The following is a 13,919-nucleotide window of genomic DNA, read 5'->3' as shown; positions in this document are numbered from 1 at the left end:
ATAAGCCTGCCACTGTTGCTGTTGTTGTAGGAGCGAGCTTGCTCGCGATGGACTCGAGAGCGCCGCGTTATTGTAGGAGCGAGCTTGCTCGCGATGGACTGGAGAGCGCCGCGTTTAACCAGTAAACACGCGTTATCGTTAACGACCATCGCGAGCAAGCTCGCTCCTACAACGAGTCCAGCAGCAGGCGGTTTCTGGATAGCCCGATTGGCGTCATCTTTGTCATAGTCCTCGCCAAAGATAACGCCCCGTCGGTCGCGGTTTTCAGCGCTTGTGCCAAGCTGAACGGGGTATTGAACCGCCGCGCATTCAATAGCCGGTCAGGCAAAACCCAGGAAGCCCATGCCATGAACCTCGCCCGTGCATCAAACGTCCGCCACGAGTTCTACAAAGCCGTCTGGTTCTACTTCAAAGTGGTGTGGCCGATCTTCTCGATACTGCTTTTAGTGATCGTTGCGTTTGGCCTCGTCATCGCCCAGCTGGAAGGGTGGAGCCCTGATGACGGTGTCTACTTTGCCTTCGTGACCGGACTGACCATCGGCTATGGAGAACTGGTGCCAAAACTGGGTGTGTCGCGAGTGTTGGCAGTGCTGCTGGGTTTCAACGGCGTGCTGATGACCGCGACTTTCGCGGCGATCAGTGTCCGGGCCATTGAAGTGACCGTGACGGCGGCGAGGAAGGATGTGTAGGAGCGAGCTTGCTCGCGATGGGCTCAAGAACGCCGCGCGTCTCCTGGATTCGCGCGTTATCGTTGAAGACCATCGCGAGCAAGCTCGCTCCTACAGTTTTTCCGCTGGCTTAAACTTAGGCCTCCCAACCCGCCCCTGTTACCGCCGCCTGCACCAGCGGGTGCAAGTCCGCCCCCTGATGCTCCGTCTGCCAGGCCAGCAACTCCTTGCGCATGCTCGGCGCCCAGTACATCTGCATATGATTGCGCACGCTGAGCACCGCCTGTTGCTGGTCCGGCTGGCTGGCGAAGTACTGGGCGATCTGGTTGGCCATCTTGATCAGGTTGTCAGTACTCATCGGCGTACCTCGGCTTTGGTCCCGCGTGCCTGACGACGTTCATCGAGCAAACGTTGCTGTTCCTCGCTGAATTCCTGGAAGCGCTTTTGCCACTCCGAAGGGTGATAAACGCGACTGACTTCCACGGCGGTGACCTTGTACTCCGGACAGTTGGTCGCCCAGTCGGAGTTGTCGGTGGTGATGACGTTGGCGCCCGATTCCGGGAAGTGGAAGGTGGTGTACACCACGCCCGGGGCGACCCGTTCGGTGATTCGCGCCCGCAGCACGGTCTGCCCGGCGCGGCTGCCGATGCCGACCCAGTCGCCTTCGTTGATGCCACGGCTCTCGGCGTCGGTCGGGTGGATTTCCAGGCGGTCTTCGTCATGCCAGGCGACGTTGTCGGTACGCCGGGTCTGGGCGCCGACGTTGTACTGGCTGAGGATGCGCCCGGTGGTCAGCAGCAGCGGGTAGCGACTGTTGACCTTTTCCTCGGTGGGCACGTAGCCGGTGAGCATGAAGCGCCCCTTGCCACGCACGAATTCTTCGATGTGCATGGTCGGTGTGCCGTCCGGTGCCTCGGCGTTGCACGGCCATTGCAGGCTGCCGTGGCGGTCCAGTTCGGCGTAGCTGACGTTGGTGAAAGTCGGCGTCAGGCTGGCGATTTCATCCATGATTTGCGATGGATGTTGGTAGTTCATCGGGTAGCCCAAGGCATTGGCCAGGGCCACCGTGCCTTCCCAGTCGGCCTTGCCGCCCAGCGGGTCCATGACCTTGCGCACCCGGGAGATGCGTCGCTCGGCGTTGGTGAAGGTGCCGTCTTTTTCCAGGAACGAGCAGCCCGGCAGGAACACGTGGGCGAACTTGGCGGTTTCGTTGAGGAAAATGTCCTGCACCACTATGCATTCCATGGCCGACAGGGCCGCGGTGACGTGCTGGGTATTGGGGTCGCTCTGGGCGATGTCTTCGCCCTGGCAATACAGGCCCTTGAAGCTGCCGCCCAAGGCTGCCTCGAACATGTTGGGGATACGCAGGCCCGGGTCGGGTTGCAGGGTGACGTTCCAGGCCTGTTCGAACTGTGCTCGTACCACCTCGTTGGAGACGTGCCGGTAGCCGGGCAGCTCATGGGGGAAGGAACCCATGTCGCAGGAGCCCTGGACGTTGTTCTGCCCGCGCAACGGGTTCACGCCCACGCCTTCGCGGCCGATGTTGCCGGTGGCCATGGCCAGGTTGGCGATGCCCATCACCGAAGTACTGCCCTGGCTGTGTTCGGTGACGCCCAAACCGTAGTAGATCGCCGCATTGCCACCGGTGGCATACAGGCGCGCAGCGGCACGGATGTCGGCAGCGGGTACACCGCAGACAGGGCCAAGGGCTTCCGGCGAGTTTTCCGCACGGCTGACGAATTCACTCCAGATCGCGAAATCGCTACCCTCGCAACGGGCGTCGATAAAGGCCTGGTTGAGCAGTCCTTCAGTGACAATCACATGAGCCAAGGCGTTGAGCATGGCGACGTTGGTACCGGGGCGCAGGGCCAGGTGATACTCGGCGCGGGCATGCACCGTATCCACCAGATCAATGCGTCGCGGATCGATGACGATCAGCCGCGCGCCTTCACGCAGGCGGCGTTTGAGTTGAGAGGCGAACACCGGGTGGGCGTCGCTGGGGTTGGCACCCATCACCAGGATCACGTCGGCCTGCATCACCGAGTCGAAACTCTGGGTGCCGGCGGACTCGCCCAGGGTTTGTTTCAGGCCATAGCCGGTGGGCGAGTGGCAGACCCGCGCACAGGTGTCGACGTTGTTATTACCGAAGGCGGCCCGCACCAGTTTCTGCACCAGATAGGTTTCTTCGTTGGTGCAGCGGCTGGAGGTGATGCCACCAATGGAATCGCGGCCATATTTTTGCTGCAGCCGGCGGAATTCACTGGCGGCGTAGGTCACCGCTTCGTCCCAGCTGACTTCCTGCCAAGGGTCGTTGATGTGCTTGCGGATCATCGGCTTGGTGATGCGATCCGGGTGTGTGGCGTAGCCCCAGGCGAAGCGCCCCTTGACGCAGGAGTGGCCGTGGTTGGCCTGGCCGTTCTTGTCCGGAACCATGCGTACCAACTGGTCGCCTTTCATCTCGGCACGGAACGAGCAGCCCACCCCGCAATAGGCACAGGTGGTGATCACGCTGCGTTCGGGCTGGCCCAGTTCGACCACGCTTTTTTCCATCAGCGTCGCAGTAGGGCAGGCTTGTACACAGGCGCCGCAGGACACGCATTCGGAGTCGAGGAAGTTCTCGCCACCAGCGGCGGCCACCCGGGATTCGAAGCCACGCCCGGTAATGGTCAGGGCGAAGGTGCCCTGGGTTTCTTCGCAGGCGCGCACGCAGCGGTTGCAGACGATGCACTTGCTCGGGTCATAGTCGAAATAGGGGTTGGAGGTGTCTTTCACGTCCTCCAGATGGTTCTCGCCTTCATAGCCATAACGCACTTCCCGCAGGCCGACCTGACCGGCCACGGTTTGCAGCTCGCAGTTGCCGTTGGCCGAGCAGGTCAGGCAGTCCAGCGGGTGATCGGAAATGTACAGCTCCATGACGTTACGGCGCAGGGTCGCGAGCTTGGGCGTCTGGGTGTGCACGCTCATGCCTTCGCTGACCGGCGTAGTGCAGGACGCCGGATAACCACGCATGCCGTCGATCTCCACCAGGCACATGCGGCAGGAGCCGAAGGCTTCCAGGCTGTCGGTGGCACAGAGTTTGGGAATGGTAGTGCCCAGCAGCGCGGCGGCGCGCATCACCGAGGTGCCTTCGGGCACGCTGATGCTGCGGCCATCGATGTTGAGGGTGACTTGCACCTGGCTGTCGCGGGCAGGCGTACCCAGGTCAATGTCTGTTTTCGGGTCGAAGAGAGTGATCATTGTTCGGCCTCCGAGGCTTGCAGACCGAAGTCAGCGGGGAAGTGCTTGAGGGCGCTGGCCACGGGATAAGACGTCATGCCGCCCAACGCGCACAGCGAACCGTATTGCAGGGTGTCGCACAGGTCCTTGAGGATGATCACCTGTTCATCACGACTGATCTGGTCAGGCGCGGCCAGCAGACGGTCGATCACCTCGACGCCACGGGTCGAACCGATGCGGCACGGCGTGCATTTGCCACAGGATTCCTCGGCGCAGAACTGCATGGCGAAACGCGCCATGCGGGCCATGTCCAGGGTGTCGTCAGCCACCACCACACCACCGTGACCGAGCATCGCACCGATGGCCATAAAGGCTTCGTAATCCAGCGGTGTGTCGAATTGCGAAGGTGGCACCCAGGCGCCGAGCGGGCCGCCCACCTGCGCAGCCTTCAACGGCCGGCCACTGGCGGTACCGCCGCCGTAGTCTTCCACCAGTTCGCGCAAGGTCAGGCCAAAGGCCCGTTCCACCAGACCGCCGCAACGCACATTGCCCGCCAACTGGAAGGGCATGGTGCCCAAAGAACGGCCCATACCGTAATCGCGGTAGAACTGCGCACCCTTGGCCAGAATCAGCGGCACCGAGGCCAAAGTCAGTACGTTGTGCACCAGCGTCGGCAGGCCGAACAACCCCTGCAACGCCGGAATCGGCGGCTTGGCGCGGACGATCCCGCGCTTGCCTTCGAGGGAGTCCAGCAGCGCGGTTTCTTCACCACAGATGTAAGCCCCGGCCCCGACACGGACTTCCATATCGAAGGCCTGGCCGCTGCCGCCGACATTGGCGCCGAGGTAACCGGCGTCTCGGGCGATGTTCAACGCCGCACGCAGCGTGGCCACAGCATCGGGATATTCCGAGCGAACATAGATGTAGCCGTAAGTGGCGCCGACGGTAATGCCGGCAATCGCCATGCCTTCGATCAGCAGGAAGGGGTCGCCTTCCATCAACATGCGGTCGGCAAAAGTGCCGGAGTCGCCTTCGTCGGCGTTGCACACAATGTACTTTTGCGCAGCCTGAGTGCCGCGCACCGTGCGCCATTTGATCCCGGCCGGGAAGGCCGCGCCGCCACGGCCACGCAGGCCCGAATCGAATACCTCAGTCGCAGTCTGTTCGCCACCGAGGGTAATGGCTCTTTTCAAACCCTCGAAACCGCCATGATCCAGGTAATCGTCGATGTACAGCGGCCGGGTGATGCCGGCGCGGGCAAACAGCAGGCGTTGTTGCGTCTTCAGATAGGGCAACTCTTCCACCAGGCCCAGGGCCAACGGATGGGCAGACGGCTCGCCTTTCAAGGCTTCGAGCACTGACGGTACATCGTCAGCAGTCAGTGGGCCGAAGCCGAAACGGCCTTGCGGCGTGTCCACTTCCAGCAATGGTTCCAGCCAATACAGGCCGCGCGAACTGGTGCGTTGCAACTCAGACATAACGCGGCCCCGGCCATGGATGATAAGGGCTGCCGCAATCTCTTCGGCGCCTACGGCACGGGCCACCGAATCACGGGACAGATAGAAAGCTGGCATCACGCGTCCTCCCGGCAAGCATCGAGCAACGCATCCAGACGCTCGGCACTGAGCCGCGCATGCACCCGACCATCCAGCTCCAGAGCGGGCGAACAGGCACAGGCGCCAAGGCAATACACCGGACGCAAACTGATGCTGCCGTCGGCGCTGCTGCCGTGATCGTCCAGTTGCAGACGCTCGCGCAACTGCGCGGCAAGCTGCTCGGCGCCACGGCTCTGGCACGACTCGGCCCGGCACAGCCGCAGGATATGCCGCGCGGGCGGCGCGGTACGGAAGTCATGGTAAAAACTGATCACCCCGCGAACCTCGGCCTGACTCAGGTTGAGGGCATGGGCAATCTCGGGGACGGCGACATCGGGGATGTAACCGATGCGCTCCTGAATATCATGAAGAATGGGCAACAGCGCACCCGGGGTGCCCTTATGGCGCTCCAGCAGACTGTTGACCACAGGCAGGTGCAACTTCTCATCAGGCATTCAGCAATCCTCACGGTCACGGACAAACCAGGCGGTTGTCGGTTGTCCGAAAGTGTCGGCTGCGGCATTCACACCACGTCACGGTATCGTGGCATCTACAGGCCGTCGGCCAGGGCACCCTGAGCGGGCATCTTGTTGCGCCCGGCACGGTCTTCGCCGCACCTCAATAGGGGCATAAAAGCCAGATTGCCACGCGGCCCTTGATTCGGCTGCACCAGAGCGACGTGTTTGGTTCTGTCTACGACCTTGTATTGAGTCTAGAAGAATGAGGGGGGAGGCGCCGTGCCAGAGGGGAGGTTGCAGAAGTTATGCACAGTGGATTGCCTGTGGAGAAGGTGACGATCAAGCCCATCGGAAGCACTCGAAGCCCGGAAATCCCAAAACCGATTCCCCATAACCCCTGTAGGAGCTCGCTCGCGAAAAAACCGAGGCAACCACCATTCCTGCTGGCGACGTTGACATCGTCATTAGGCTAAGACAGCATTGATCCCAATCGCGCCCGATCCTCTGGTGTTGGCTCAGTCCGGCATTACGTTCGGGCCTTCTTGTTTATGGAACATGGAAATTGCCTAAGCCAGCCCCTCCGAAGCCTTTCCTAACGAAACCCAGGGGCGAATCACAAATCCCACTAAACACACAACCCCCTGTGGGAGCGAGCCTGCTCGCGAAAACGCCAGCCCCAGCCAGCATCAATGCTGAAGGTGTACCGCAATAACCATTCACCCACTCAGGCCAAATAATGCCTGTCAGCTCACCGCAATCCCTGTAGGAGCGGGCTTGCCCGCGAAAGCGCCAGCCCAGCCACCATCAATGCTGAAGATGCACCGCAATCACAACCCACTCACCCAGTCGGGCCAAATAATGCCTGTCAGCTCACCGCAACCCCTGTAGGAGCGAGCCTGCTCGCGATAGCGCCAGCCCAACCAACATTAATGCTGAATCAGCCGCCACCATCGCAAGTCACCCACACCCACAGGCCTCAACCACTAAGCCTCAGCCTTCGCCCCCGCCCGCTTGGATACCGGCGCACAAGTCCGATCCCGAGTCAGCACCTTCACCGCATCATCCACCAACGCCTTGCTCATCGAAGTCAGATAATGCGCAGCCCAGGCGTGACGGTCAGTGTCTCTGGCATAAGCAGCATCTTCAGTGAGCGTCTTGGCCAGGAACAAAAAATCGGAGGCCATGGCTAACGCATCGCCAAGAGGAACCCCGCGAGTGACATGAAACAGCGCTTGATCCGCGCAGTAGATCGCAGGTGTCAGACCAATGGTTTTGAGTTCATTTTGTTCAGTCATTGGCCACCTCCGAGGATGGAGAGGCAATGGGGGAGGGTGTTACGCGATTGGGAATTGCGTAGAGGGGAAAGCAAAATTTCAAACGGATTGATACTGCGCATTATCCAACTCCTTGATATGAGGAGCCGCCACGTTCGTTACCACACGAATGGGTGACAGCTGTGCGCAGGGTGGTAAACCGGGAATCAAGGAAACCGGCACGCCCGAGGGCGTCCCACGCACAGCCGCCATAACTCACGCCGCAGGCATAAAAAAAGCGCCTGATGACGTGATTGGGGCGCTGTTGCGCCTTGAATAACTCGGGTTACCACACCCGGTCGCTGAATTGGCAGCGACGGTGGGGAGGGTATCGTGGAGATCCTTTTCCTGCAACCTTCGAGACCGCTGGGTGATGATGTGGGTGGTGAGGGCGGATGTTTGCGTAAAGAGGCCGCTGCGGCTGGCAAAAGGGCAATGCCATCTGTCCGCGGGTTACATATTTGCGCTTCGGGTCGTTGCGGATTTACCTCATACTCGCCCGCTTCTACCGTCGGTAGCTCCGCTTCTCTACTAATCTGTAGACGCTGTTACCAGATCTTCAATAGCCAAGGAGAAAGGCAATGCCAGATAACGGGAACCAGCGTCAGTCAGACGCATCTGCCAAGGATGCTCTTGAACGTTTACTGGCCCCATCTGATTTGCCTGCGACCCTATGAGTCAAGCCGCCTACGTCAATCCAAGCCTGCTCACCTGGTCTCGGGAGCGCGCAGGTCTGTCCACTGAGCAGGTTGCTAAAAGGCTGCCGGTGAAACCTGATCGAGTGCAGGAGTGGGAGGCTGGTGAGACCAAGCCAACATTCCTTCAGGCTCAAAAGTGGGCGAGTGTCGCTCACATCCCGTTTGGTTTCTTATTTCTTCAGCACCCTCCAGTCGAGCAACTGCCTTTACCTGATCTGCGGACAGTGGGAGGGATCGCTCCTCAACGTCCCACTTTGGAGCTGGCGGACACCGTAAGGGATGCAATACGTAAGCAGGACTGGTACCTGGAGTATCTGCAACACCAGGAGCATCAACCGCTGGCATTTGTAGGTCGCTTCAGTAGTCGATCTCAAGTCGGAGAGGTGGTGGACGATATCCGCCGGGTCCTCGGCGTGAACCCAGACATTGCTCGATTGGATTACGAAAAATACAGCCGTGCCTTGATCGACGCTGCTGAAGTGGCTGGCATTTTGGTTATGCGCAGTGGCATTGCGCTAGGGAACACTCACCGCAAACTGGAAGTGAGCGAATTTCGGGGTTTTGCCATCAGCAATGCCCACGCCCCCGTCGTATTTATCAATAGCTCCGACGCTCCCACCGCCAGGATGTTCACCTTGCTTCACGAGCTGGCTCATATCTGGATTGGTAGCAGTGGAGTGTCTGACGGAAATACCGCCAATGATCGAGAAGAAGAGCGTTTCTGCAATGCAGTTGCAGGTGAGTTTCTGGCTCCCGAAGCCCAATTCCGCGCCCTATGGAATGCAGACATTAACTGGGAAGACAATTTAGCTCCGCTAGCCACTCGGTTTCACATCAGTAAATTAGCTATCGGTCGTCGCGCATTGGATCTTGGTTATATAAGCCAAACGCAGTACAGCACTTACTATCGAATGATCCTCAAGGCTTTCCAGGATGACAAAGGTGGAGCGGGTGACTATTACCGTAACGCCACCGCGAAAAACAGCCCTCGCCTAAGCAAGGCAGTGCTGAGTGAAGCAATGAGTGGTCGGATGCTGCTGCGCGATGCGGGACATTTGCTCGGCGTGCAACCTGCCAAATTAAGGACTCTCGCCAGCAAGAACACGGAATGAATCATTTACTCGACTCTAACACACTGATCGAAGCGAAGAACCGTTATTACGGGATGGCTATCTGTCCTGGATTTTGGCAATGGTTATTACTTAAAAATAAAGAATTCGCATTAGCCAGCATTGCCCCTGTAATGGATGAGTTAACAAAAGGGCATGACGATCTGGCGGAGTGGGCGAAGGACAATTCTGATTTCTTTCACTCCACCACGGATCAGGATACGCAACTGGCATTCACGCAGGTTGCGGGGCTTGTGGCTGGCCAAGCGCCTAAGATGAAAATAGGTGCTGTGGAGGAGTTTTTAGCGGGTGCTGACCCTTGGTTAATTGCGAAAGCGATGACTACAGGGGCTACAGTCGTTACTCATGAAGTGCTGAATCTCGACGCGAAGCGAAAATTCATCATTCCCAATATTTGTCAGGAGCTTGATGTTCCTTTTTTGAATACGTTTGAGTTATTGCATAGGCTTGAAGCAAGGTTTGTGTTGCCTGCTTGAAGTAGGTGGCTTGCTCAAGTAGTTTTGGGTTCGGAAGTTTTAGCAGGGTGGATGAAAATAAGTTTATCCACTTGTTCTGCTTTTCTGGGGCTAAAGTTAATTGAGTGTGAGTCGATACTATTTACTGAAATAGTGAGCTGATCAATTATTGATCGGTGATTTTCGTTAATATTGGATATGGAAAGGACGAGTAAAGGCAGTGGATAAAGGCAGCGGTGGGGGGAATGAGAAAAAAAAGATTGCCTCATTCCAACAGGATATGCATGCGGCGCTCAAGTTGATGGCAGAACACTGGGGGCTAATTGGAAGTGTTGCTGCTTTATTCAGTGCAGTGATTAGCTTCGGGATTTTAATGACGTACGCAAAGGCGATAGACCGAATAGACCTTCTGCCGTTGGTCTTTGATAAGAGGTTTTCTGCACTGCTTCCGTGGCTTGGGCTAGTTGCCTTTGTTTTGTTTTTATATATGTTGGTGATGTTTACTACAACTATTTTTTACGCTTTGGCCGTTTCGTTGTTTAACCAAACACCGAATTTTAGGCCAACTGTTGCCCGGTTGTTTTTTTGGGTGGCGGTGATTGGGTCGTTGATTTTTGTAGCGCTATTATTTCAAGCCCCCCAAATCGGTCATGTCATCGTGGTAGGGGTTATTATCACTTGCATGATCAGTTTCATGGGTTTGTCGTTAGTCTCCAAGAAATTCCGAATCGCTCTTAAGTTTGTTTCACTTTTTAACAACCTCAGATCGCTCGGGGCTTGGTGGCATCAGGCGGGAGTATTGTTTTTCGCCTACTTTGTTTTGATGGTCGCTGTTTTCGCAGCTGTCTACCCGGTGTTGATACTGATGAAATCGTACACGGGCAAAGATACACCGGAGGCCATCACAACGCTGATGGTTATTTCCATGATCGCGGTTGTCTTGTTGTTCTTGCCAGCATTGATTTTTTTTGTGAGCAAAAAACATATTGTCGCACGGGGGCTGCTGTCGTTCGGGTCTGCATTGCTTGTAACCTTAGCGGTGATCGCCGTATATCCGGGTGCTAGCTCTACGGTTGTGTTTAAAGCTGCCGAGATAATGGGGGTGCGCGAGGCCAGCCCACTCAAGTATCGTCTGTTGAAAAATTTTGAGGTCAAGGACTTTGATCTGGCTAGCTGGGGGGCGGTGGACGGCAGCCGGGATCTCCCCGTCGTAATGGCTTTCCCACTCTTCTCTCTTGGGAATGTTCTCCTGTTGTGCCCCAGCAGGTTGAGTGGGACGCTCCTGGGTGAATGGCCCAATCATTCGCATACCTGCATCCTCACGCAGCGCAATGACGTCGTGATACTGCCTGAGGCGATACCTGCATCCAAGCAAACATAGGCATGAAAACATGCTTGAGGTGTAGCTCAGCCAAATCAGGCGGAAAAAGGGAAAAAGGGTAAAAGAAGGGGGAGAAAGGGGCAGAGGAAAGAGATGGAAAAACGAAAAAGGGGGACAGATTTATTATTGCAAAAATAAATCTGTCCCCTTTTCTTTTATTGGATTACCGCAGTAAAGGTTTCACCGTAAATTTCCGATCCTCTTCTGAAGGTCCATTGCAGTGCCAACCTGTTCACGTACGAGTCGGGCAACAATTGCAATCATTGCATCTCTGCTCGCTGGCTGCGAGATTAGGTCAGTAGTGTGTTGCAAAAGGATGGCGTCTATTGCCTCGGCGATGCTGTTTCCAGTAGATAGTCGATTCAAGCGTTCAGTTTGGACTAGCGCAGAATTGAGCCAGATCAAGCCTTCGAGGCGTAGTGACTGACCAGGTTGAGAAGTTAGGAAGTGGCTGAAGATCGCGATGTTATCTTCGTCACCGGCTAAGTGCTCTTCCGCCCACCGCCGGTAATACGGTAATAATTCGGGCAATCTTTCACAGATGACACTCCCCTGTGTTAACTCGCGAGATGCATTGAAGCCGAGCAGGTTCACAAACATCTCGCGACCACGATACCAACGCCGACCTGAACACCAATTCGCGGCGAAGGCATAGTCAATCATCGCTTGCCACTCGACCATAAAGCGGCTTGGGTCGTGCTTTCTCAACAGCGTAAGAAACCAACTCCCAATAAAATTGTTGATCGCGTAATGGCCGTCGGGGCCCAAACCAAGAATTTGACGCCAGATCGGATCTGCTTCGCCTATTGGTGGAGCGAGGATGAAGGTAGGTGCAATGCGTAAAATGGAGTATCCGAGCTCGCTCGGTAGATCATATTCACCTGCCTCGTTATCTTCCCCATCCACCTCCATGTCGTCGCGCTCTCCTACCATGCGCCACTCTTCAAACCTCCACAGACGCGCGATCAACGAGTGATTCTCTGGTGCTGAAACATTGACTTCAACGAGTTCATGGTCGATCAACCAGTTGAACCCTACGTTTAGAATGTGCCAGTTCAGCCCGGTAAACTGTCGCTTGCGACCTTGTGTCCTCATGCCCTCACAAATATCGGGTTGCAATCGAGTGCTTCGTATGACGAGCAATCGTTCTACCCGTCGGGTGATGTTGATTGGGTTGAACCTGGCAAGGTCAGCGTTAGTGCCAAAAACAGGTTGAGATCGAAGCCTTGCAAGCCAGCGGTTCCATCGAACTGTCACGGCGGGGTCGTCCTCCCAGTGTGGAGCGAGCCGGTCGAGTCCCGCCGCGAGGATCAACAGGCTCATCAACTGATACCATACGGGGCCTAAGAGGACTCGATTACGCGCCGCTTCTCGCATAAGCCCGCCAATAGCACTCTGATCTCGACCGCTAATAACAGAAAGCAGCATCTGATCCCATGATCCCGAATCCTTAGTGTTGATGGCAGCATAGAGAGCACCGATTGCTGCAAACCGAAGCGTGTCGTACGAAGAATGGTTATTTTGCTCTTTGATCTCGTCGAGAGTGCTTCCCGTTTCCGCAATCAATGTGTGTATGACATGGCGGGTTTTAGCTGTTACGTCGCCCTGACTTTGTAGCCAGTCGATGCCTTTTGCCATTAACGTCGCGGAAGCTGCCGCCATCATCCGGCGTTGGTCGGGGGATTCTGGAAGCCTCGAGCCGACTTCTGGCAGTAAGTTAGCCAAGTATGCGGCGTCTGCGTTTGAGAGAGGGGTCTCGCCCGCAAGGATTTCTTCGCACTTGTAAGGAACAGTGAGCGGTTCGAGATTGATGGCGGCCGTTTTTTGAAACGCCGTAATGGCTTGTTGAAGTTCGATGGGGTAAACAATGCGTGATACCGCTTCGCCGTTCGTTTCATCGACTATCAATTGCCGGTAGATGGGGTCCAACTCCACGCGTAGGATTTGTTGTTCGATTAACGCTTTAGGGGCTACCGGTTGTGGCCAGAGCGCTGACGCGTCGGTTACCCTTTTTGCCAGGTCGGCGTCGGCCACGACAAGGTTGGAGAGTAAAGATCGGAACGTTTTACGCCGATGAGGCGCTAGCACCCAATCTCGTGCCATGTTGAAAACGGTTTCTCCTTGTCGCGACCAGTTGAAGGCTGCGAAATTAAAGTTAACCGATTCCACCCGGATATCGTCCCACCGATATAGCGCCTCGATTTCTGTAAGAGGAGCCAGCACACCTTGGAATAGTGTTGGCTGATACTTGCCGAGATTGACCAATACGCCGAGTAGTGCGGTGGAGGTTCCCATGTCGAGGATGCGTTGGCACCAGGGAGCGATGTCCTCGCCCGCGTCGATTTTCAGCGTCAGCCAGCGCTCCAGTGCGTCTAGTGCACTAAACAGCTGTCCGCTCGATGTCGAATTTTGCTGTGACCAGCCAAACTGCACATGGTTACCGCGAAACTCTTGCATTTTGCCGCCGGCTTGCGATACCGACAAAGATGGAATTTGCGCACCTACTGGAGCTCTTGCCGCCCAGCGCTGAGTCGCGAAATCGATCAACTGTCTTAGAGCAGCCAAAGCCGCGTCGGGCTGAATTTGAAGATAGAGCAAAAAGGGGCTCTTCCAGAAAATTGTCGGTGAGCTATCTAGGTCGAACTCCATTCCGAGATCGTCTTCGAAGTACATCGACGAACCAAACTCCTTGGTTGGGGGGACTTTAATTATGCAAGCGAGGAGTACTTCCGATGCTGCTGCTGGGGCGACCTGCATCAGTGTACTGAGCGCATTCCCGTGGAGCACTGCAGCGCGAAATGCTCCATTAATTCTTTCTGAAGGACCTTCCGGCCATGGCGGAAGCTTAATCTTTGTCTAGTCCTGAAATAGGTTTACACCTGTTTCAGCCTCAAAACGCCCGATGCACCGCATCGGGCGTTTTGTATTTCAGCGACAGATGAGGCCGCTCGTTGTTATAGATCTGCACCGACTCGTTCACCATCCGGACGGCCTCTGCAAAAAAA

At 56.5% G+C, this 13,919-nt stretch carries 11 protein-coding genes; 4 read left to right on the top strand and 7 right to left on the bottom strand.

What is annotated here, in order from left to right; all coding sequences use genetic code 11:
• Positions 1-347: 347 nt before the first annotated feature.
• The gene (locus AC1DKH_RS08490) at positions 348-689 is read left to right on the top strand and encodes a potassium channel family protein (protein ID WP_477797938.1); all 342 of its coding nucleotides are present in this window, start codon (positions 348-350) and stop codon (positions 687-689) included.
• 115 nt (positions 690-804) lie between these two features.
• Here the strand turns inward: AC1DKH_RS08490 and AC1DKH_RS08485 are convergent, their stop codons facing one another.
• The 5 genes from AC1DKH_RS08485 to AC1DKH_RS08465 form a co-directional block, all read right to left on the bottom strand.
• Positions 805-1,026 carry a formate dehydrogenase subunit delta gene (locus AC1DKH_RS08485; protein WP_046040259.1) on the bottom strand — a complete coding sequence of 74 codons (222 nt, stop codon included), beginning with the start codon at positions 1,024-1,026 and terminating at the stop codon, positions 805-807.
• The gene (gene fdhF / locus AC1DKH_RS08480) at positions 1,023-3,905 is read right to left on the bottom strand and encodes a formate dehydrogenase subunit alpha (RefSeq protein WP_477797937.1); all 2,883 of its coding nucleotides are present in this window, start codon (positions 3,903-3,905) and stop codon (positions 1,023-1,025) included. The genes AC1DKH_RS08485 and fdhF overlap by 4 nt, the downstream gene beginning before the upstream one ends.
• A complete protein-coding gene (locus AC1DKH_RS08475; RefSeq protein WP_477797936.1) occupies positions 3,902-5,458 on the bottom strand; it encodes a formate dehydrogenase beta subunit in 1,557 nt (518 codons plus the stop codon). The genes fdhF and AC1DKH_RS08475 overlap by 4 nt, the downstream gene beginning before the upstream one ends.
• Positions 5,458-5,934, bottom strand: a complete 477-nt coding sequence (locus AC1DKH_RS08470; protein WP_477797935.1) for a formate dehydrogenase subunit gamma — start codon at positions 5,932-5,934, stop codon at positions 5,458-5,460. Before AC1DKH_RS08470 ends, AC1DKH_RS08475 begins: the two co-directional genes overlap by 1 nt.
• 986 nt (positions 5,935-6,920) lie before the next feature.
• Entirely contained in the window at positions 6,921-7,232 is a 312-nt protein-coding gene (locus tag AC1DKH_RS08465) for a DUF3077 domain-containing protein (RefSeq protein WP_477797934.1), read from the bottom strand.
• Between the two features lie 691 nt (positions 7,233-7,923).
• On the opposite strand from AC1DKH_RS08465, the gene AC1DKH_RS08460 reads away from it, so the two are divergent.
• The 3 genes from AC1DKH_RS08460 to AC1DKH_RS08450 all read left to right on the top strand — a co-directional run bounded on the left by AC1DKH_RS08460 (position 7,924) and on the right by AC1DKH_RS08450 (position 10,914).
• Complete coding sequence (locus AC1DKH_RS08460; RefSeq protein WP_477797933.1) at positions 7,924-9,060, top strand: ImmA/IrrE family metallo-endopeptidase; 1,137 nt, start codon at positions 7,924-7,926, stop codon at positions 9,058-9,060.
• A complete protein-coding gene (locus AC1DKH_RS08455; RefSeq protein ID WP_477797932.1) occupies positions 9,057-9,554 on the top strand; it encodes a DUF4411 family protein in 498 nt (165 codons plus the stop codon). The genes AC1DKH_RS08460 and AC1DKH_RS08455 overlap by 4 nt, the downstream gene beginning before the upstream one ends.
• 199 nt (positions 9,555-9,753) lie before the next feature.
• Positions 9,754-10,914 carry a hypothetical protein gene (locus tag AC1DKH_RS08450; RefSeq protein WP_477797931.1) on the top strand — a complete coding sequence of 387 codons (1,161 nt, stop codon included), beginning with the start codon at positions 9,754-9,756 and terminating at the stop codon, positions 10,912-10,914.
• A gap of 180 nt (positions 10,915-11,094) precedes the next feature.
• On the opposite strand, the gene AC1DKH_RS08445 is transcribed toward AC1DKH_RS08450, so the two are convergent.
• Together AC1DKH_RS08445 and AC1DKH_RS08440 are read right to left on the bottom strand one after the other, a co-directional pair.
• Positions 11,095-13,587, bottom strand: a complete 2,493-nt coding sequence (locus AC1DKH_RS08445; RefSeq protein ID WP_477797930.1) for a hypothetical protein — start codon at positions 13,585-13,587, stop codon at positions 11,095-11,097.
• A 217-nt stretch (positions 13,588-13,804) separates the two neighbouring features.
• Positions 13,805-13,919, bottom strand: a 115-nt coding sequence (locus AC1DKH_RS08440) for an integrase core domain-containing protein (RefSeq protein ID WP_477798046.1), incomplete at its 5' end; no start/stop codon positions are given.

This window comes from Pseudomonas sp. 05L36 (assembly GCF_056398125.1).
Note: the sequence above shows the minus strand (reverse complement) of the source record. Positions and strands in the feature narration are given on the sequence as shown.